The following is a 20,080-nucleotide window of genomic DNA, read 5'->3' on the forward strand; positions in this document are numbered from 1 at the left end:
GGTCGCCGTATGCGGTGCGCCGGGCTCAATCCGAAACGGGAGAGAACAACCATGAACGAACAGATAGCTGCCATCGCAGCGAAATTAAAACCGTATTTCGAACAACTTATTCAGGAGGACCCGGTGAGCGGCGGCATAACCGTATGGGACGAGGAGCTTGGCGATAGGGCCAGCTGCTGCACAATCGGGCAAGCGGCATGCTTTTTTGCAATGGACGGATGGTTGAACGGCGGCGACGGTTATGACATCGCAAAACGGCTCGCGGCAAACGTGGAAGCGAGGCAGCTGCCGAGCGGAGCGTTCGGACAGCCGTTTTACGTGAAGAAGGGAGAACCGCAAACCGTCGATATAGCCGAGATCGGCGCCGTCGCGAACGGCCTGTATCACGTTTACCGCTTGACAGGAAGCATGGATGCCAAACGCAGCTTGCTGCGGGCCGCCGATTATTTGCTGACGCAGGTTGCGAAAGAAAATCCGGGAGCGGTCTACAAACGTCCGGATGCGCAAAACCATGACGTCCTTAACGGCGATATGTACGCCGCACACGCTTGGGGAAGGGCGTACGAGCTTTCCGGAAACGCGATTTATTTGCAGCATGCGGAGCGAACCTTCGCGCATCTGGCAGACCGTTTCGGACGAAACAACCCGGGCTGGTGGCCGTATACCGAATATTGGGACGGTACCGTCGGCATGGGTAATAGCGTCGGCTATCAGGCGACGATCGTCGCTTTCGGCGCTTCCGCCGTCAAGCTGCTTCCGCCGGAACTCGCCGGTCAATGGGCCCATGTTGCGGATATGGCCGTGCGAACGATACTGGATGCGATGAAAGGGGAGCCGAATGACGATAACGAGGCGCCCTGGTGGGGCCGGGATTGGAACAGCGTTTGGGAAATATGCATCGCTTATGCGCAGTACCCGGACATCCCTGAAGGGGCCGCGCATGTCGAAGACCGGCTGCGCGCCGTGGCCGCAAGGCTGGAGCATGAAGGGCTCGGTCTGTTTCGTTCGAAGGTCAAGTCGGACGATCCCGGACGGTCGCCGGTCACGACGACGTTCCGGAAAGCGGCAGGCTTCGCGGCGACCGTTTCCTATCTGCTTTTGGACCGGACGGATGTGGAGAAATGAGGAGCGGCGGTATAGCGAAACGAAAAAGCGGAAAGGAAGCGTAAAGGGCAATGAAAGCGATAAGCGGTACATGGCTGGATTTTTATCACCCCAATCCTTATGAGGGCGATACGTGGAATGCGACGACACAGCAGTTTACGGCAGACGACTGGTTGATCAAAATCGAGGAAATGGCGGAAGTCGGCATGGACACGTTCGTTCTGCTTAACGTAGCCCTCCATGGAAAGTCGTTTTATCCTTCCGAAGCGATACCTTTGCGCTGGGATCTTGTCTGCGACGATCCGCTCGAGGCGATGTTGTCGGCGGGAGACCGGCTGGGGCTTTCCTTCTACATCGGTCTCGGATTTTTTACGACGCCGATCATGGGCAGCTTGTCGGTGCGCGGAGACCGGAACGATCTGCGGTACGCTGTTGCAGACGAACTATCGCGGCGTTACGGTCGTCACCGCTCGTTCACGGGCTGGTATTTTCCGGTCGAAGCCGCCATTTTCACGTATTTCCCGGACGAATATATCGCTTATGCCAACGAGCTTGCGGATTATTGCCGCCGAATCGGGCCGCAAAAGGTGCTTATCGCGCCGTACGGAACCAGGTCGATTAACGGCGATGACCGTTTTGTCGCACAGCTTCGATCGCTAGACGTCGACTACATCGCTTATCAGGACGAGATCGGCGTCGACCGGACGACGTTTGAGGCGGTGGAGGAAACGTTCGCCAGGCTGCGGGAAGCGCATGACAAAGCGGGGAAGCCGCTTTGGGCGGATCTGGAGCTGTTCCGCTTCCAAGGCAAAGTGCTGATGCCCGGATCCTTCGAGCGCGTGGAACGGCAGCTGTCGATTTTGTCCGAATATGCCGACAAGGTGCTCTGTTACCAATATCTCGGCATGATGAACAAGCCGGGTTCGAGCGCACATGCAGGCCATGAAACGTCCGTCGCGCTGTACGAAGCTTATGCCGCAAGGATGAAGCAGCTTGGGCTGCTGAAATAAAATCATAAGGACTGTCCGGAGTAACTGGTTTACTCCGCGGCAGTCCTTTTTTGCGTTTATCGGAAAGTATATCGCGGGAGTGGCTTTGAGTAATTTTTCTCGAAAGTAGGGAATCTATGAAATGCATGCGATTTATCGATTTCGGATTCGGACTGTTTCGGACTGTGGTGCAATACCTGCAACATATTTAAGGAGGAGCGAGAATGAACGTTCATTGGAAAAGGGGCTTATACGTTTCGCTTTCGCTGGCGCTGGCTGCAGCCGTTGCCGGGGGCTGCGGCAAGAAGCCGCAGGAAGGCGCCGGCAATACGAACCAAGCGGGAGGGGAGAAGCCGTTCGCAGGTAAAACCGTCTCCCTTGTGACGGCCAACCATCCGTGGGGCGATGCGATAAAAGCGCTGCTGCCGGAATTCGAAGCGCAAACCGGGATGAAGGTAAAGGTCGAAAGCTTCTTTGAGGATCAGCTGACGCAGAAGCTTACCGTTCAATTCACATCGGGATCGGCGACGCCGGATGTTTTTATGTACCGTCCGCTGCAGGAGGGTAAGCTGTTCTACAAAAACGGCTGGGTGCATCCTCTTGACGAATTTTCGAACAAGGATGCGGCTTACGACTTCGCCGATTTCTCCAAGTCGGCAATCGGCTCGACGACGGTCGACCAGAAGCTCGCCGGCATCCCGATTATTACCGAGCAGGAAATTTTGTATTACCGGAAGGATTTGCTCGAGAAAGCGGGTATCGCCGTCCCGAAAACGCTTGACGAGCTAGCCGCTGCGGTCAAGAAGCTGCATGATCCGAAAATCGAGCAGTACGGCTTCGTAGCCCGGGGTCAACGATCGCCGCTCATTACGCAGCTGTCGTCGTTTCTCTACTCCGAAGGCGCCGATTTTATGCAGGACGACAAGGCGACGATCAATACGCCGGAAGCGGTCAAGGCGTTTACGACGTACGGTACGCTGCTGCGCGATTATGGGCCTCCGGGCGTGCTGAATATGTCCTGGCCGCAAGCTTTCGGCATTTATGCCCAAGGCAAGGTAGCTTTTATGACGGACGCCAACTCGCTGTACAAAAACGTCACCGATAAAGAAAAATCGACGGTTGCCGATAAAGTCGGGTTCGCAATGTTTCCTGGCGGCAAAGCGGGCTCCAAGCCATACAGCATAACGTCCTGGGCGCTCGCGGTAAACGCGAAGGCGGCGAACAAGGATGCTGCTTGGGAATTTATCAAGTGGGCTACGTCGAAGGAAATCGTGCTCAAAACACAGAAGCAGGGCAATCCCGGCGCGCGGATGTCGGTATGGGATAATCCGGACGGCGTAACCGGATTTCCGGCGGAGCTTGTGCCGATCATCAAAGAATCGTCCAAGGTCGGCGTCGACCACGACCGTCCTGTCGTGATCAGCGTAGGCGAAGCGCGGGACGCCGTAGGCGAAGTCGTGCAGAAGATTATGAACGGCGATACGAATGTGCAGGCGGCCGCGGAAAGTGCCAACAAGGCGCTGCAGGCGATCATCGACAAAGATAAAACCAAGTAGCGATTCCGTAAGCGCGGAGACAAGCCGCCGTGTGCAAAGATCCGATGGTGCCTGGCGGCTCTCCGCAATATCGCTCCGGGGAAAGGATGAAGCGAGTGGGCTTTAACTGGTTTGACCGCAATCTCAAATGGGTGTACACGCTGCCGGCCGTTCTGTTCGTCCTGCTGATGATGGTGTTTCCGATCGTGTATACGCTGAGGATCAGCTTCTTCGAATGGAGCATGTCCGCTACGACGCCTCCGAAGTGGGTCGGCATCGACAACTACATCGCGCTGTTTAACGACAATCGGTTCTGGCATGCGGTCAGGGCGACGTTTTATTTCACGTTTGTCGCGCTAATTTTCGAAACGGTGCTCGGGATCGCCATAGCCGTTCTGCTTAATCGCGAATTTATGGGCAAAAATCTCGTAAAAACCGTGTTTTTGCTGCCGATGGTTGCGACGCCTGTGGCGATGGGGCTTGTATGGCTGCTTATTTACGAGCCGTCGATCGGCGTTGCGAACACGGTGCTGAAATCGCTCGGTTTAAAGCCGCTTCTCTGGCTTGCATCGCCGAGCCAAGTGCTGCCTTCGCTGATCGTGATCGACGTATGGGAGTGGACGCCGATGATTTCGCTGATCATTATGGCGGGTTTGTCCACTTTGCCGAACGATCCGTATGAAGCCGCAGACGTGGACGGGGCTTCCGCCTGGACGAAGTTCACGGCCATTACGCTTCCTTTGCTGAGGCCTACCATCATCGTAGCGGCGATGCTGAGGCTGATCGACGTTCTCAAAACGTTCGACATTATTTACGCGACGACGCAAGGCGGGCCGAACTTCGCTTCGGAGACGCTGAATTTATACGGCTACGTGCTCGGCTTTCAATATTTCAAGCTGGGGATGGCCTCTTCGCTGCTCGTCATTTTCTTTGCCATCGTAATGGCTTTCACGCTTTTGATGATTTGGGCGCGCAAACGATTGGAGGCTGCGTAATGAAACGTAAAAAAGGCGGCACGGCGACGCTCGCCGTGCTGACGTGTATCGTCCTGTTCGTGTTCGCATTTCCGTTTATATGGATGCTTCTCGCTTCGTTCAAGACGCAAGCGCAAATTATGTCCACGGGCAACTTTCTGTTTTTCAAGCCGACGGGACATAATTACACGAGCGTTTTCCAAGAGTACGACTTCCTGAAATTTATCGTCAACAGCTTTATCGTAGCGGTAGGCTCGACGGTGCTGTCGCTCGTGTTAGGGCTGCCGGCCGCATATGCGATCGCCAGATACAAGCTGCAGCAGTTAGGGCTTGTCATCCTGGTCGCCCGGATCATTCCGGGTATTACGTTTCTGATTCCATGGTTCATTTTATTTTCCAAAATCAATCTGGTCGATACGTATACGGCGCTTATTCTAAGCCATATGCTGGTCGGTCTGCCGTTCATCATCTGGATCATGATTTCGTTCTTCGAGGCGCTTCCGCTTGAAATCGAGGAATCCGGCTTGATCGACGGCTGCACGCGGCATCAAGTGTTCCTAAGGATCATCATGCCGATTTCGGGGCCGGGCGTCATTACCTCGTCGCTGCTTTCGTTCATTTTCTCGTGGAACAATTTTATGTTCTCGATCATTCTGGCCGGGGACAAAACGAAGACGCTGCCGATCGCGGTATTCAACTTCATGTCTTACTCGGAAATCAATTGGGGCGCGTTGATGGCCGCCGCCTGCATCATTACGCTTCCCGTGCTCATTATCGCGCTCGTCGCCCAGCGTTATATCGTCAGCGGTCTTGCGGCCGGCGCCGTGAAGGGGTGAAACGCGTTGAAAATAACGAAGCTGGAGCTGTTCAAAGTGCCGCCCCGCTGGCTGTTCCTCAAAATCGATACGGATGAGGGGATAGCGGGCTGGGGCGAGCCGATCGTCGAAGGCAAGGCGGATACGGTGGCGGCTGCCGTTCAGGAAATGGCCGACTACTTGATCGGGCGGGACCCGATGCGGATTGAGGATATATGGCAGGTGCTTTACCGGGCGGCTTTTTACCGCGGAGGACCTATCCTTACGAGTGCGATGTCGGGGATCGAGCAGGCGTTATGGGATATTAAGGGGAAATTTTACGGCGCTCCCGTTTACGATTTGCTCGGCGGGGCTTGCCGCGACAAAACCCGCGTTTACTGCTGGATCGGCGGCGATAGGCCGAACGACGTCGGCGAAGCGGCCAAGCGGCAGGTCGCAGCGGGTTTTACCGCGGTGAAAATGAACGGCACCGAAGAAATGCATTATATCGATTCGTTCGCCAAAGTCGAACAAGCGGCGGCACGAATCGCAGCCGTCCGCGACGCGGTCGGCCCGAATGTCGGAATCGGCATCGATTTTCACGGCCGCGTACATAAGGCGATGGCCAAGGTGCTGGCCAAGGAGCTCGAGCCGTTCAGGCCGATGTTTATCGAGGAGCCTGTGCTGCCGGAAAATAATGAAGCGTTGGCCGAATTCGCCCGGTATACAAGCTGTCCGATCGCAACGGGCGAGCGTATGTATACGCGATGGGGCTTCAAGGAACTGCTTGCGCAGGGCATCGTCGATATTATTCAGCCGGATTTGTCGCATGCCGGAGGCATTCTCGAGACGCGTAAAATAGCGGCGATGGCGGAAGCGTACGATATCGCCGTAGCACCGCATTGTCCGCTCGGACCAATTGCGCTTGCGGCTTGCCTGCAGCTCGATACGTGCACGCCGAACGCCTTCATCCAAGAGCAGAGCCTCGGCATTCATTACAATCAAGGGAGCGATCTGCTCGACTATTTGTCGGATCCCGGTATTTTCGAGTACAAAGAGGGCTTTGTCGCCAATTTGACCGGCCCCGGGCTCGGCATAGAAATCAATGAAGCGAAAGTGCGGGAAATGGCCGAAACCGGCCATCGCTGGCGGAATCCCGTATGGCGGCAGGACGACGGTACAGTGGCGGAGTGGTAGGAATGATGTGGCTGAGCGGCAAACGGTTCTTCAAGAGGCTTTTCCGCGCCGCGCGCGACTCCAGTACACGGTGCTCAGTCACACGTCGGCGGTCAAACCTTGTGTGAATACGAGGGAAAAGGCATAACCAAGCGCAACTGTCGGAAACGGCAGTCCGCAAGACCGTTTAACCCGACAAGGTAAACCGGCGCAAAAAAATGATTGACACCGGAATACGGGTGTGAGATAGTGTACCTAACTAATGATAGTTAGGCGGTGTTGGAGATGACTGCGAACCGGATTAAAGAAGCTGCGCTCGAGCATTTTGCCAAGCACGGCTACGATGGCGCTTCGCTTTCGCAAATTGCGGCGGATGTCGGCATTCGAACGCCTTCCATTTACGCTCATTTCAAGAGCAAGGAGTCGCTGTTTTTCGGCGTATTCAGCGATGTCGCCCAGCAGGAATGGAAATCTGTCGCCGATGTTTTGTCGCGGCAGGATGATGAACCGTTGGAGGAGCGGCTGCTCGGCGTAATCGCACATTTTAAAGAGCGGTTCGACGGGGACGGCGCAATGAAATTTTGGATGCGCATGATGTTTTTTCCGCCGGCTTCGCTGCAGAAAAATATTTTGGATTCGATGTATGACGAGTATTTGGACAAGATCGAGGAGGCGCTCGTGGCCGTATTTTTGCAGGCTTCGCCGCGGGGCGAAGAAAATCAGGAGCAGGCCAAACAGGCTGCGACGGCATTCCTTTGCTTGCTGGACGGCTTGCTCGTGGAGCTGATGTATGGAGGAAAGGACCGCTTTTCCAAACGTTTGAACGCTGCATGGGCGATTTTCTGGCAGGGGTTGAACGCAAAGAATTAAGGCAGGGATCGCCAAAAAGAGAGATCCCGCTGCTTACCTTGGGAGGGGAGCATCATGAATCGCAACTGGTTAATGGTTATCGGCGCCGGAGTAATGGAGGTTGCCTGGGTGACCGGACTTAAACACTCCGCCGCTTGGTGGGAATGGCTGCTGACGATTATCGCGATCATTCTCAGCTTCGACGTTTTGATCCGCGCGACTCGGGTATTGCCCATCGGTGCGGTTTATGCCGTATTTACGGGATTGGGTACGGCGGGGACGGTTATTTTGGAAATGATCGTTTTCGGCGAACCGTTCAGCTGGTTGAAGGTTTTATTTATTCTGATTCTGCTTACGGGCGTCATCGGGCTTAAAATGGTCACCAAGTCGAAGGGCGAGGAGGCGGCCGCATCATGAGCTGGATCATACTTGTTCTTGCAGGATTTGGTGAGGTTGTCGGCGTAATCGGCATTCAGAAGGTCAATGAAAAACGTACCTGGAAATCGTTCTCCGTGCTGGTCGGCGGCTTTGGGGTCAGCTTCCTGCTGCTGTCGCTTGCCATGAGAGAAATTCCGATGGGAACCGCATACGCGGTCTGGACCGGAATCGGCACCGCCGGCGGCGCTTTGGCGGGAATGCTGCTGTTCGGCGAGCCGAAGCAGTGGATTCGGGTATTGTTCATCTCGATGATTTTATCCGCAGCCATCGGCTTGAAGCTTTTGGCTTAATAATTGAAGTCGCTGCAGCCGAATGAGAAATATACGAACTTACGTTTGGTATAGCAGATAACACGATAATCATTGCGGAAAAGAGCGGATTTAATCGGCTCAGTCGTATAAAGGAATGATTTAGCCGAGGGCGGCATGCCTTCGGCTAAATGCATGTAAGCAGCTTTTATCGCGTAAGCTTTGACGAATGGAAGGCGGATGTGTAAAATCGAAACTAGGTTACATCATGCATGTGCGGAAGAGGAGGCCATAACGATGAAGATCGAAACGGCGAGCTGGCCCAAAAGCCAGCCGTTAGCCGAACAATATACGTCTGCATTCGAAAATGTTCAATCGTTTTACGATTTCGCGCCCGGGGCTTGGACGGAACGCGCCGGATGGCTCGATAGCGGCAGTTCGCCTGCGGCGAACCGCGGAGAGCTTGTGAAGCTGCTGATGGCTTTTAACGAGAAATCGGAAAATGCGCCAGAAGCGATCGAAAATATCCGGCTTTTGCGCGATCCCCGAACGCTTGTCATTGCGGGCGGGCAGCAAGCGGGACTGTTTACCGGACCGCTGCTTGTCGTTTACAAGGCAATTACGGTTCTGCAAGCCGCGCGGGAAGCTTCCGCCCAGCTGGGCAGGCCGGTTGTGCCCGTGTTTTGGATTGCCGGGGAGGATCATGATTTCGATGAAGTGAATCATACATATGTTATGAGTCCACAGCAATCGATAGAGAAAGTCCAAATCGCTCATCCGACAGGCATCCGAACGTCGATAAGCCGTCTGTCGATAACCGAATGGAGCGATGCGATCAAACAGCTGGAAGGGCAACTGCCCGATACAGAATTTAAAGCGCCGCTTCTCGATAAGCTGCAAGCATTCGCCGAACGTTCCGATACGCTCGTCTCCTATTTTGCCCGGATCGTCGCAGACATGTTCGGGCGGCATGGGCTCGTGCTGATCGATTCCGACGATCCTTCCTTAAGGAAGCTGGAAGCGCCGATGTTCAGGCATATGCTGGAAGCGCACCGCGACATTCGCGAAGCGGTCGAAGCCGGAGTAGCGAATGTGGAAGCGCTCGGATACCGTCCGCAAGCGGAAACGGCTGCGGACAGCGTGAACCTCTTTATTTTCCGGGAAGATGGCGAGCGAGTGCTGCTGCATTCGGACGGGGACGATTTTACGGATCGCAAGAAACAGTTCCGATACGGCATGGAACAGCTGCTCGAGTGGACGGAGCAAGCGCCTCAGCGTTTCAGCAACAACGTCATGACGCGTCCGGCCATGCAGGATTACGTGCTTCCGGTGCTCGGCGTCGTGCTCGGACCGGGAGAAATCGCCTACTGGTCGCAGCTGAAGGGCGTTTTTCATGCGCTGGGGATGAGGATGCCGATTATCGTTCCTCGTCAGGAATATACGTTATTGGAAGGCACCATCGTCAAGCATATGGATAAATACGGGCTTTCGTTCGAAGATGTGCTCGGTTGTTTCGAAGAGAAGAAAAACGGCTGGCTGAAAGAGCAGGACGAACTGAAGCTCGAGCAGCGTTTTGACGAGATCGAGTTGAAGTTTAACGACATGTACACGCCTCTTGTCGAGGATATCGCCGGCATCAATGCCGGACTGCGGAAGCTCGGGGAGACGAATATGCAGAAAATCGCCGAGCAAATCCGGTTTCTCAAAGGAAAGGCGATCGACGCCCGCCAAGCGCAGCAGGAGTCGGCTGTCCGTCAGCTTGACCGGATCCGATTGACGATATCACCTATCGGCAAACTGCAGGAAAGAGTGTATAATGTTTATGCTTACTTGAACAAGTACGGCGACTCTTGGCTGCACGTACTGGCGGAAACGCCTTACGAACCGGACGGCTTGCATCGCATTGTCCATTTATAACGACCCCCGGCAAGCGGCGCGAACGCTCCCGAATGCAGTCTATCCGGTGCGTCAACCGGAGCCGCTATTGACGAGAGCTTATAGTTGAAGGTTCCGAAGTTTTTTCATTACAGCTAATGGAGGTTTCCGATGTCATCCAATAATGCCAAAGAACGCAGTGTCATTACCGACCTTGGCCTTGCGCCGGAAGGTCATCTTAAAATCGATTGGGCAAGCGCGCATATGCCGGTGCTGAACCGGATCAAAGCACAATTCGAAACGGAGCAGCCTTTTAAAGGATTAAAGGTCGCCATTTCCTTGCATCTCGAAGCGAAAACCGCTTACCTGGCGAAGGTTGTCAAAGCGGGCGGAGCCGAAGTAGCGATTACGGGCAGCAACCCGCTCTCTACGCAGGACGACGTTTGTGCGGCATTGGTCGAGGACGGGATTACGGTATTCGCGAAATACAACCCGAGCCCGGAGGAATATAAAGAGCTGCTGATCAAAACGCTGGAGACGGCTCCGGATCTGATCATCGACGACGGCGGCGATCTCGTTTCCATACTCCATGCGGAGCGCCAGGATTTGCTTGCGAACGTGCGCGGCGGCGCGGAAGAAACGACGACAGGCATCCTGCGCTTGAAAGCGATGGAGAAGGACGGACAGCTGAAATTCCCGATGGTTGCAGTGAACGACGCGTTCTGCAAATATTTGTTCGACAACCGTTACGGAACCGGCCAGTCCGCATGGGACGGCATCAACCGGACGACGAACCTCGTCGTGGCAGGCAAGACGGTCGTTGTCGCCGGCTACGGCTGGTGCGGCAAAGGAGTTGCGATGCGGGCCAAAGGGCTCGGCGCGAACGTCGTCGTAACCGAAATCGACGCGATAAAAGCGGTTGAAGCGTACATGGACGGCTTCCACGTTATGCCGATGAGCGAAGCGGCGAAAATCGGCGATTTCTTCGTAACCGTAACTGGCAACCGCGACGTCATCACCGGCGAGCATTACAAAGTGATGAAGGATGGCGCGATTTTGTCCAACGCGGGTCATTTCGACGTTGAGGTCAACAAGCCGGAGCTCGAAGCGCTGGCCGTATCGATCCGGACGGTGCGCCGCAATATCGTGGAGTATCAGCTTGCGGACGGCAGGAAGTTTTATATTTTGGCGGAAGGACGTCTCGTAAACCTGGCGGCAGGCGACGGACATCCGGCGGAAATTATGGACATGACATTCGCGCTTCAAGCGATGTCACTGAAATATGTTAACGATGAATATAAAGAAATCGGAAGCAAAGTCGTCAACGTTCCTTATGAGCTTGACGAGCAAGTGGCTCGCTTTAAACTGGAGTCGCTTGGCATCGGCATCGATTCGTTGTCCGCCGAGCAGAAAGCATATTTGGACAGCTGGACGGAGCATTAGAAGTATCGGCGTTCCCTGCGGGGGACGCTTTTTTATTAAACAAAAGAAGCTTATCAAGCGCAACGTCGCTTCCGGCGGTTTCGATACCTTTACCTTTCGCATACGGTTTTCGGTTGGCGAGGGCGTATATGCGATATAATAAACGTATTCGGCAATCTATAAACGGGAGGTCTTTTCATGGATGATAAACGGAATATGCTGGAACAGCAGTTGATCGAAATGCTCTCCGAAGGCGAAATGAAAACGGATGACCCGAAGGAATCGGCGGTAAAGCGAATTCATCCGAAGTATGTGATGCGAATCCAGACGGAAAAAGATCCTGTTCGCGAAGAAACGGAGCTGTACCGTCAAATGGCCAAGGAAGTCGACGATCGCTACGATAAACGGCTTGAAACTCAAAAACGCGGTAAGCTCGAATAAGGAGCGACCACTGCCGGTTTCGATCGCCCGCCGCGGGATTACAGAGAAGCCTATTGGTTTCTAGTATATTTTGAAGATCTAACCGCAGCAAGCAACATTTTCCATCCCTCTTCCGTTTACAAGTTTGGATGCCGAGAAGGCGTTCGACCAATTCCGGTAAACCGGGACGAAGGGGGTTTTGGCATGAAGACTAGAGACAACCATGCTAATCGAACGAAAGTGAACTGCGTACGGGATTTGGGGAAAGCGGTTTCGGAAACCCCGGTAACGCAATCGAGCGATGCCGCTTCGCAGAGCGCAGTCTCGGGATTGGTGGAGACGGCCTCACAAAGCACTGTACTGCGATCGAGTGAAGCCGCCTCGCAGAATCTCTTGTCGAGATCGAAGGAAAAGCCGGCTCGATTTCGAATCCGGGCTGGGTCAGGCGCCGCTTTGCGAAGCGGCAAGCTCCAGCAAGCTGTGGCAGCGCTGCTTATAACCGCGGCCTTGTTGGCGGGATGCAGCGGCGAGAGCGGCCAGTCCTCCAATGCCGCTAACGAATTGGCCGCTCCGCAAGGCATGGCCGATAACGCTGCCGGGAGCAAGGAAAAAGCGGACGATTCGGCGAAGGCTCCGGCAGAAGGCCAAGGGACGGCGGCGGCCGACAAAAACCAGGCCAGCCCTGCCGCAGCGTCGGCACAGCCGAGAACGGCAGGGTCGACGGGATCGGGAATGGGCGACGCATCCGATGCGATCAGCCGCAAGCTGATTTACAAAGCGAATATCGCGATGGAAGTAAAGAGCTATGACGATGCGCAAACGGAAATTCAAAATTTGATTACTTTAAACGGCGGATACATGTTGGTTTTTTCGGAAAATCAAACGCAAAACGAGAAAAGCGGGAATTTCACGATCAAAGTACCGGCTAACGGGTTTTCAACCTTCCTTGCCGATCTTGCGAAAATCGGACATCTGAAGCTTCAGCGAAGCGTGCAAGGTCAGGATGTGACGGAGGAATACGTCGATCTTTCCTCCCGGTTGAAAGGCAAGGAAGTCGAAGAGGCGCGTCTGCTCGCTTTTATGGAAAAAGCGATGCAGGCCGACGATCTCGTCACGTTCTCGAACCAGCTCGGCAAGGTGCAGGAGGAAATCGAGAAAATAAAGGGCCGGATGCGGTTTATCGATCAAAACGTGTCGTTATCGACGATCGAGCTCCGCTTGTACGAAAAAATGAACGGGGCAACGGTAAAAAGCGAAAATGAGTCGCCCGAATCGGCTTTCACGAGAGCCGGAAATGCGTTAAAAGGGAGCGCCCGTTTTATCGGCGATTTATTCGAAGGATTATTCGTATTTCTTGCCGGCGCTTTACCGATCCTGCTCGTGCTCGCCATAGTCGGCGTTCCCGCGATTTACGGCTATATGAAAACGCAGAAAAACAACCCGCAGCGGCGGAAAAGCGCATATGGCGAAAAAATCGAACCTAGCCATCGGGGGCCGGGCGCAACGGACAAAGCTCCCGATGACAAAGAGGACGATGCTTAATGACGTAAATGATGATTGCGTTTTCATGTAAAAAACATAGACGGATTGCGAAAAGTCCTGCTCTTGGAGCAGGACTTTTCGTTTTGGTGGCGAATAATTCATATTCAGTGGTGAAAAGTGGGGTAAAGTGGGGGAAAGGGGAGAGGGTACCGATGTTTATGGGGGAACACCAGCATAGCATCGACGAAAAAGGCCGAATGATCATTCCGGCCAAGTTTCGTGAAGCCCTCGGCACGACCTTCGTCATTACCCGCGGATTGGATCAATGCTTGTTCGTGTACCCGATGGAAGAATGGAAAGTGCTCGAGCAGAAGCTCAAGGCGCTGCCGCTTATGAAGTCGGACGCGCGCGCGTTCACCCGCTTTTTTTTCTCGGGGGCGACGGAATGCGAGCTCGATAAGCAGGGAAGGGTAAATATACCCGGAAATTTGGTGGAACATGCCAAGCTGGCCAAAGACTGCGTCGTGCTGGGCGTCTCGAACCGGGTTGAAATATGGGCCAAGGAACAATGGGGCAGCTATTTCGCCGAATCCGAGCAATCGTTCAACGAAATTGCCGAGAAGCTCGTCGATTTTAATTTCGATCTATAAGGAAACAGCCGTTACGGCTGCTTGCCGCTTTTCATACGGAACGACCAACCGGCGAACCTGCTGCAGTGAGGCTGCAAACGTCCGCTCGGCATCAAGGAGGACTGCAAGTGTTTCATCACATCACGGTATTAAAAGAAGAAGCGGTCGAAGGGTTGCATATAAAGCCGGACGGCATTTACGTCGATTGTACGCTCGGAGGCGCGGGTCATAGCGAATTGATCGCCTCGAAGCTGGGGCCGCAGGGCAGACTGATCGCATTCGATCAGGACGACGCTGCGCTTGCCAACGCGGAAACGAGGCTGAAGCCTTTTGCCGATCGGGTAACGCTTGTCAGAACGAATTTTCGCGATATTCGCGACGTATTGTTGGGGCTTCCCGTGCCGGTAAAGGACGGAAATCCGCAGGTGGACGGCATTTTATTCGATCTGGGCGTGTCGTCGCCGCAGCTCGATGAAGCGGAGAGAGGGTTCAGCTATAACCATGATGCCGAGCTCGATATGCGGATGGATAGGACGGAGAGTTTAACCGCGCGGGAGATCATTAATGAATGGCCGGAAAGCGAAATTGCGCGAATTTTGTATGAATACGGCGAAGAAAAATTTTCGCGGCGCATCGCGGCGCGGATCATAGCGGAGCGCGAGAAATCGCCGATCGAATCGACGGGCAGACTCGCGGACATTATTAAGGAAGGCATACCTGCGGCTGCGCGCAGAACGGGACCGCATCCGGCCAAACGCAGCTTTCAAGCGATCCGCATCGCAGTTAATGACGAACTGGGCGCTATGGAAGAGGCGCTGGAGCAGTCGATACGCTGCTTATCCCCGGGAGGGCGCATATCCGTCATCACCTTCCACTCGCTGGAAGACAGAATATGCAAGCAAATTTTTGCGAAATATGTAGAAAAATGCACGTGTCCGCCGGGTTTTCCCGTGTGCGTTTGTCATAAAAAGTCGCTGCTGAAGCTCGTCAACCGCAAGCCGCTGGATCCGTCCGAGGAGGAGCTTGCGGCAAACCCCCGCGCACGTTCCGCAAAGCTAAGAGTGGCCGAGCGAGTATAGCAAATGTTAAACATGATTGAAAACATATAAAGACAAACCAAAACTGAAAAACGAGAGGAGTGACTCCGGATGGCATACACGCAGGGCAATTTGGCGACGAAACCGAAGGAACAGCAAAAAGAACCCGGCCGCGTCCGCATACGCGAAACGCGCAAGGTCGTATATAAAGCGAGGACGATTCCGGTGCAGGAAAAGCTGATCTATTTGTTTACTGTTTTCGTATGCGTAGTGGTCGCCGGCGTCATTATTTGGCGTTACGCGCAAATCTATGAAATGAACCGCAACATCCAGAACATCCAAGTAGAGCTAAAGAAGCTCGAAGCGGAAAACAGCACTTTGAAACAAGAAGTCAATAAATTGATGGACCCGAACCGGCTCAAGCAAGAGGTTGAGAAAAAAGGCTTGAAGGCGATCGATGAAACGCAGGTCGTGCATGTTCCGGCGAATCCGGCTGCCCAAGCGCCTGACGCCGCCGCAAAGCCGTAACGGAGGGATAACATGGAGAAGAAAACGAAATTGCGCTCGCTTCTGCTGGGCGCCTTTTTTACGCTATTGTTTCTCGGTTTGGTCAGCCGCATGTATTGGGTGCAGGTAGTGGAAGCGTCGTGGCTCCGCGAGAAGGCGGGAGAAGTTTGGAGCAAGTCCGAGGTGCTCGCGGCCAAGCGCGGCGAGATCGTAGACAGAAACGGCAGGACGCTCGCCGAGGAAGCGGTCGCTTATACGGTTTCGGTTAACCCGGAATTGATAAATGCCAAAAAAACGAGCTCGAAATCGAAAAATTCGGAGCAGCTCGATTGGGATATCGCTCGCGGACTGGCGGCTATCCTGACGATGAGTTCGGACCCCGCGGAGATAGCGGAGCTGGAGAAAAAAATATACGGCCTTGCGACAAAGAAGAAATCCGACGGCAGCGGTTATTTGGTCGATGTGGAGATCAAACCCGAAGGGTGGAAAATTGACGGGGAAACGAAAAAGAAGATCGATGCTTTTATTACCGAGCTTCAGCTAAAAACGGATTCGAAGGGCAATCTTGGCATTAATACGAAGGAAACGCAGAAGCGCTATTATCCGTCCAATCGGCTTGCCTCTCATATTTTGGGTTACCTCGACAAGGAAGGAAAGGCCGTCGGGGGGATCGAATCGACGTTCGACGAAATGCTGCGCGGCAAGAACGGGACGCTAGAACACGAAAGAGACGCCAGGGGAGTCGAGCTGCCGAATTCGAAAGTTACGGTAAACCCTGCGGAAAATGGAAAAACCGTCCGCTTGACGATCGACCAGAACATCCAATATTATGTGGAAACCGCACTTAAAACGTCTTATGACAAATGGAAGCCTAAAAGCATGACGGCGATCGCCGTCGATCCGCAAACGATGGAAATTTTGGCGATGGCGAACGCTCCGGACTTTAATCCGAATAAATATTGGGAGTTCGGCAGCCAAAGCGATTTTATCAATCATGCGGTGGCTTCACAGTACGAGCCCGGCTCGACGTTTAAGGTCGTCACGCTTGCCGGCGCCGTTCAGGAAGGCTTGTTCAATCCGAACGACAAGTTCCCGTCCGGCAAAATTTACGTTGGCGGCCGTGAGCTTCATGACCATGAAACAAGGGGCTGGGGGACGATCACCTACATGGAAGGCCTTCTGCGTTCCAGTAACGTGGCTTTCGTCAAGCTCGGCTTCGAGAAGCTCGGACCGAAGCTGCTGACCGACTACATCATGAATTTCGGCTTCGGCAAAAAGACGGGTATCGCCCTGCCCAACGAGACCAAAGGTATCGTCAACATGAAATACGACTCGGAGTACGGAACCGCTACATACGGGCAAGGCCAAGTGCTTACGACGCTGCTGCAGCAAACCGCCGCTTACGCCGCGATCGCGAACGGCGGCAAGCTGCTGGAGCCGCACATCGTCAAAGACATTGTCGACTCGCAAACCGGCGAAGTGATTCAAACGTTCGACCCGAAAGTCGTCCGAGAGGTCGTGTCTCCGGAGACGGCGCAGCAAACCGCGCTTTATTTGGAGCAGGTCGTCGCGAATCAGGACATCGGTACGGGGCGCCGGGCGTACATAAACGATTATCGGGTGGCGGGCAAGACGGGAACCGCGAACATCGTTATTCCCGGCAAAGGATATTCGCCGAACACGTGGGTCATCACGTTCGTCGGCTTTGCCCCGGTGGAAAACCCGCGGCTGCTGGTCGCGGTTCTCGCAGATCAGCCGGACTTGAAGGGCAACTACCATTACGGCGGCGAAGTTGCCGCCCCCGTGTTCAAGGATATCGTACAGCAAAGCTTGCGGTATATGAACGTACGCAGCAGCTCCGGCAACACCGCGACGAAGACGGAAACTAACGTCGAGTCGATTGCAACCGTCCCGGACGTTACGGGCCAAACGATCGCCGAGGCGACCAAAAAGCTAAAGCAGACCGGGCTCAAACCCGAGGTTCTGGGGGAGGGCGGCAAGGTGCTCAAGCAATCGCCGGCCCCCGGAACGGAAGTCGCCATGTCGCAGCGCATCGTCCTCGTGACGCAGGAAGCGCAAGGGATGCAAATCCCGGATTTGACCGGCGTTTCGCTCCGGGAAGCGATGGAGATTTGCGGGCAGCTGGAGATTCAGTGCAAAGCGAACGGAGAAGGGTATGTCGTGTCGCAAGCCGAAGGCGAAGCGAACGGCGGCAAAGTCGTAACCTTCGAGCTGAAGCCTCTAGCAGAGCCGAAGAATGAGGCCGACGAGAAGAAAGAGTCTGACGGCAAGAAAGCGTCCGACGGGAAGAAAGCAGCCGAGTCGGATAAAGGCGAAGACGGAAATAATGAGAACTCCTCTGCCGAAGACAGCCAAAAATCCGGTTCGTCCGAAGGCGGAACGGAAGCCAAAAGATGATCGGCAAGCTTATTCGGCCATGCCGGATAAGCTTGTTCTAACCCCTGTTTGTCCCGAATAATCTGGATATGAAACGATCTTGTCCGCTTGACGGTTTCCGGCGGCTGTCGAATCATTTTCTCAGGCTCGGGAGGGGCGTATCATGAAAGTTTCCAACGTAACGATTCGCAAACGTTTGTGGTTTGCGCTGATTGCCGGGATATTCGTTTTTATGGCGCTTGTCGTTCGGCTCGGCTACGTCCAGCTTTGGATCGGTTCCGAAATTGCGCTTAAGGCCGAGGAATCATGGCGAAGGAACATCCCTTTTGCCGCCAAACGGGGAGAAGTATGGGACCGCAACGGCATCAAGCTGACGTATAACATAAGCTCGCCGTCCGTGATGGCGATACCCGCGCAGGTGAAGGATCCGAAAGATACGGCGGCGAAGCTGGCGGCGGCATTGCAGTCGTCGGAGCAAACGATATACAATCAAATAACGAAACGCGAGCTCATTGTCAAAATACAACCCGGCGGCCGCAAAATATCCGATGAGAAGGCGGAGCAGATCCGTTCCATGAATTTGCCCGGCATCGTCGTCGCAGAGGATAATAAGCGGTATTACCCGTTCGGAGAGCTGGCGGCACACATTCTCGGTTTTACGGGCATCGACAATCAGGGCTTGACCGGAGTGGAAGCGAAATACGATAAACAGCTGACGGGCATCAGAGGCAGCATATCGTTCTTATCGGACGCTTCGGGGAAGAAGATGCCGAATTCGTCGGACCGTTATACGAAGCCGATGGACGGGCTGAACCTGCAGCTGACGATCGACAGCTATTTGCAGTCGGTCCTCGAGCGCGAGCTAGACCAAGCGATGCTTAAGTATCAAGCGAATAATGCGATCGCGATCATGATGGATCCGATGAACGGCGAAGTGCTGGCGATGGCAGGCAAGCCGTCGTACGAGCCCGGCAACTACAAGAACTCCCCGTCCGAGGTCATTAACCGGAATCTGCCGATCTGGATGACGTACGAGCCCGGATCCACGTTCAAAATCATTACGCTTGCGGCGGCGCTTCAAGAAAAGAAAGTGAACTTCAACGAGCGGTTTCACGATCCGGGCTATATCGAGGTTGCCGGCGCGAGATTGCGCTGCTGGAAGCGGGGTGGCCACGGCAGCGAAACGTTCTTGGAGGTCGTCGAAAATTCCTGCAACCCGGGCTTTGTCGTGATGGGCCAAAGGCTCGGCAAAGAAACCCTTTTCGATTACATAAACCGGTTCGGCTTCGGCAAGAAGACGGGGATCGACCTCGGAGGCGAAGAGAACGGCATCATGTTCAAAATGTCGAGAGTAGGCCCTGTCGAGCTTGCGACGACCTCCTTCGGCCAAGGGGTTTCGGTTACGCCGATTCAGCAGGTGGCTGCGGTTTCCGCGGCGATCAACGGAGGCAAGCTGTTCAAGCCCCGCGTCGCCAAAGCTTGGGTTAACCCGGACACGGGCGAGGTTATCGACGTGATGGAGCCGGAGCTGGTGCGGACGGTCATCTCGGAGGAGACGTCCAAGCAGGTGAGGGATGCGCTTGAAAGCGTAGTGGCGAAAGGAACCGGTAAAAATGCGTTTCTGGACGGCTATCGCGTCGGGGGCAAAACCGGTACGGCGCAAAAGGTCGTGAATGGCCGCTATTCGCCGAACGAGCATATCGTTTCATTCATCGGCTTCGCGCCGGCTGACAAACCGAGAGTCGTCGTCTACGTCGCGATCGACAATCCGCAGGGCATCCAGTTCGGCGGGCTCGTGGCCGCACCTGTCGTCCGCAACATTATGGGCGACGCGCTTCGCTATATGAATGTGGAGCCGAGCAAAGAGCAAATCGAACGCGAGTACGTTTACGGAGACACAAAAATACTCGAAGTGCCGAATCTTGTAGGGATGACGGTGCAGGAAATATACGAAGACTTGAATATGGATTTTCAGCTCAGCAAATCCGGTGAAGGCAACACGGTCGTCAAGCAGCAGCCGGCTGCCGGAACCAGACTCGATCAGGGCTCCACGATACGCATTTTTATGTCGGAAGGCAAATAAATCGCGGCAGCTTCGCATGGAGCGCAAGTAAAATATTTCGATTAGAGCATATCGCGGATATTTTTTCGATATTCATGTCAATGAATCGCTTATTAAGGCAATAAAGATAATAGCAGGGGTA

At 54.3% G+C, this 20,080-nt stretch carries 18 protein-coding genes; all 18 read left to right on the forward strand.

Translation table 11 applies throughout. The features are described from left to right. The first annotated feature begins 51 nt into the window (after nt 1-51). The 18 genes from DQG23_RS17750 to DQG23_RS17835 all read left to right on the forward strand — a co-directional run bounded on the left by DQG23_RS17750 (nt 52) and on the right by DQG23_RS17835 (nt 19,959). A complete protein-coding gene (locus tag DQG23_RS17750) occupies nt 52-1,125 on the forward strand; it encodes a glycoside hydrolase family protein (protein WP_113032217.1) in 1,074 nt (357 codons plus the stop codon). A gap of 50 nt (nt 1,126-1,175) precedes the next feature. Continuing rightward, nucleotides 1,176-2,114 (forward strand): DUF4434 domain-containing protein, encoded by a 939-nt coding sequence (locus DQG23_RS17755; RefSeq protein WP_113032218.1) that lies wholly within the window; start codon nt 1,176-1,178, stop codon nt 2,112-2,114. 203 nt (nt 2,115-2,317) lie between these two features. Further along, on the forward strand, nt 2,318-3,649 hold the full coding sequence (locus tag DQG23_RS17760) for an ABC transporter substrate-binding protein (RefSeq protein ID WP_113032219.1): 1,332 nt from the start codon (nt 2,318-2,320) through the stop codon (nt 3,647-3,649). Between the two features lie 86 nt (nt 3,650-3,735). Continuing rightward, entirely contained in the window at nt 3,736-4,623 is an 888-nt protein-coding gene (locus tag DQG23_RS17765) for a carbohydrate ABC transporter permease (RefSeq protein ID WP_420330241.1), read from the forward strand. Further along, nucleotides 4,623-5,438 (forward strand): carbohydrate ABC transporter permease, encoded by an 816-nt coding sequence (locus tag DQG23_RS17770; protein WP_113032220.1) that lies wholly within the window; start codon nt 4,623-4,625, stop codon nt 5,436-5,438. Before DQG23_RS17765 ends, DQG23_RS17770 begins: the two co-directional genes overlap by 1 nt. Nucleotides 5,439-5,444: 6 nt before the next feature. Then, complete coding sequence (dgoD, locus tag DQG23_RS17775) at nt 5,445-6,593, forward strand: galactonate dehydratase (RefSeq protein WP_113032221.1); 1,149 nt, start codon at nt 5,445-5,447, stop codon at nt 6,591-6,593. 264 nt (nt 6,594-6,857) lie between these two features. Then, nucleotides 6,858-7,442 carry a TetR/AcrR family transcriptional regulator gene (locus DQG23_RS17780; RefSeq protein ID WP_113032222.1) on the forward strand — a complete coding sequence of 195 codons (585 nt, stop codon included), beginning with the start codon at nt 6,858-6,860 and terminating at the stop codon, nt 7,440-7,442. A gap of 54 nt (nt 7,443-7,496) precedes the next feature. Next, a complete protein-coding gene (locus DQG23_RS17785; RefSeq protein ID WP_113032223.1) occupies nt 7,497-7,838 on the forward strand; it encodes a DMT family transporter in 342 nt (113 codons plus the stop codon). Continuing rightward, entirely contained in the window at nt 7,835-8,149 is a 315-nt protein-coding gene (locus tag DQG23_RS17790) for a DMT family transporter (protein ID WP_113032224.1), read from the forward strand. The genes DQG23_RS17785 and DQG23_RS17790 overlap by 4 nt, the downstream gene beginning before the upstream one ends. Before the next feature lie 255 nt (nt 8,150-8,404). Beyond that, nucleotides 8,405-10,024: a bacillithiol biosynthesis cysteine-adding enzyme BshC gene (gene bshC / locus DQG23_RS17795; protein WP_113032225.1), complete on the forward strand. Its 1,620-nt coding sequence runs from the start codon at nt 8,405-8,407 to the stop codon at nt 10,022-10,024. A 129-nt stretch (nt 10,025-10,153) separates the two neighbouring features. Beyond that, nucleotides 10,154-11,425: an adenosylhomocysteinase gene (locus DQG23_RS17800; RefSeq protein ID WP_113032226.1), complete on the forward strand. Its 1,272-nt coding sequence runs from the start codon at nt 10,154-10,156 to the stop codon at nt 11,423-11,425. 177 nt (nt 11,426-11,602) lie between these two features. Next, nucleotides 11,603-11,845: a hypothetical protein gene (locus DQG23_RS17805; RefSeq protein ID WP_113032227.1), complete on the forward strand. Its 243-nt coding sequence runs from the start codon at nt 11,603-11,605 to the stop codon at nt 11,843-11,845. 183 nt (nt 11,846-12,028) lie between these two features. Further along, nucleotides 12,029-13,366: a DUF4349 domain-containing protein gene (locus tag DQG23_RS17810; protein WP_113032228.1), complete on the forward strand. Its 1,338-nt coding sequence runs from the start codon at nt 12,029-12,031 to the stop codon at nt 13,364-13,366. A gap of 152 nt (nt 13,367-13,518) precedes the next feature. After that, the gene (gene mraZ, locus DQG23_RS17815; protein ID WP_113032229.1) at nt 13,519-13,956 is read left to right on the forward strand and encodes a division/cell wall cluster transcriptional repressor MraZ; all 438 of its coding nucleotides are present in this window, start codon (nt 13,519-13,521) and stop codon (nt 13,954-13,956) included. A 107-nt stretch (nt 13,957-14,063) separates the two neighbouring features. Continuing rightward, nucleotides 14,064-15,014, forward strand: coding sequence for a 16S rRNA (cytosine(1402)-N(4))-methyltransferase RsmH (rsmH, locus tag DQG23_RS17820; protein WP_113032230.1), 951 nt, complete (start codon nt 14,064-14,066; stop codon nt 15,012-15,014). A 69-nt stretch (nt 15,015-15,083) separates the two neighbouring features. Further along, nucleotides 15,084-15,500 (forward strand): cell division protein FtsL, encoded by a 417-nt coding sequence (gene ftsL / locus DQG23_RS17825; protein WP_113032231.1) that lies wholly within the window; start codon nt 15,084-15,086, stop codon nt 15,498-15,500. Between the two features lie 12 nt (nt 15,501-15,512). Continuing rightward, complete coding sequence (locus tag DQG23_RS17830; RefSeq protein WP_113032232.1) at nt 15,513-17,897, forward strand: penicillin-binding transpeptidase domain-containing protein; 2,385 nt, start codon at nt 15,513-15,515, stop codon at nt 17,895-17,897. 142 nt (nt 17,898-18,039) lie between these two features. Beyond that, nucleotides 18,040-19,959: a stage V sporulation protein D gene (locus tag DQG23_RS17835; RefSeq protein ID WP_113032233.1), complete on the forward strand. Its 1,920-nt coding sequence runs from the start codon at nt 18,040-18,042 to the stop codon at nt 19,957-19,959. Nucleotides 19,960-20,080 lie beyond the last annotated feature (121 nt).

This window comes from Paenibacillus contaminans (assembly GCF_003285015.1).
In the GTDB taxonomy this organism is placed as follows: Bacteria; Bacillota; Bacilli; order Paenibacillales; family NBRC-103111; genus Paenibacillus_V; species Paenibacillus_V contaminans.

What these genes read in the sequence shown, in the direction of transcription:
- DQG23_RS17785 (WP_113032223.1), top strand. Translation starts at nt 7,497, where the DNA reads ATGAATCGCAACTGGTTAATGGTTATCGGCGCCGGAGTAATGGAGGTT.
- DQG23_RS17755 (WP_113032218.1), top strand. Translation starts at nt 1,176, where the DNA reads ATGAAAGCGATAAGCGGTACATGGCTGGATTTTTATCACCCCAATCCT.
- bshC (WP_113032225.1), top strand. Translation starts at nt 8,405, where the DNA reads ATGAAGATCGAAACGGCGAGCTGGCCCAAAAGCCAGCCGTTAGCCGAA.
- DQG23_RS17810 (WP_113032228.1), top strand. Translation starts at nt 12,029, where the DNA reads ATGAAGACTAGAGACAACCATGCTAATCGAACGAAAGTGAACTGCGTA.
- DQG23_RS17780 (WP_113032222.1), top strand. Translation starts at nt 6,858, where the DNA reads ATGACTGCGAACCGGATTAAAGAAGCTGCGCTCGAGCATTTTGCCAAG.
- DQG23_RS17835 (WP_113032233.1), top strand. Translation starts at nt 18,040, where the DNA reads ATGAAAGTTTCCAACGTAACGATTCGCAAACGTTTGTGGTTTGCGCTG.
- DQG23_RS17770 (WP_113032220.1), top strand. Translation starts at nt 4,623, where the DNA reads ATGAAACGTAAAAAAGGCGGCACGGCGACGCTCGCCGTGCTGACGTGT.
- DQG23_RS17805 (WP_113032227.1), top strand. Translation starts at nt 11,603, where the DNA reads ATGGATGATAAACGGAATATGCTGGAACAGCAGTTGATCGAAATGCTC.
- DQG23_RS17830 (WP_113032232.1), top strand. Translation starts at nt 15,513, where the DNA reads ATGGAGAAGAAAACGAAATTGCGCTCGCTTCTGCTGGGCGCCTTTTTT.
- DQG23_RS17760 (WP_113032219.1), top strand. Translation starts at nt 2,318, where the DNA reads ATGAACGTTCATTGGAAAAGGGGCTTATACGTTTCGCTTTCGCTGGCG.
- DQG23_RS17765 (WP_420330241.1), top strand. Translation starts at nt 3,736, where the DNA reads ATGAAGCGAGTGGGCTTTAACTGGTTTGACCGCAATCTCAAATGGGTG.
- DQG23_RS17750 (WP_113032217.1), top strand. Translation starts at nt 52, where the DNA reads ATGAACGAACAGATAGCTGCCATCGCAGCGAAATTAAAACCGTATTTC.
- mraZ (WP_113032229.1), top strand. Translation starts at nt 13,519, where the DNA reads ATGTTTATGGGGGAACACCAGCATAGCATCGACGAAAAAGGCCGAATG.
- DQG23_RS17790 (WP_113032224.1), top strand. Translation starts at nt 7,835, where the DNA reads ATGAGCTGGATCATACTTGTTCTTGCAGGATTTGGTGAGGTTGTCGGC.
- DQG23_RS17800 (WP_113032226.1), top strand. Translation starts at nt 10,154, where the DNA reads ATGTCATCCAATAATGCCAAAGAACGCAGTGTCATTACCGACCTTGGC.
- ftsL (WP_113032231.1), top strand. Translation starts at nt 15,084, where the DNA reads ATGGCATACACGCAGGGCAATTTGGCGACGAAACCGAAGGAACAGCAA.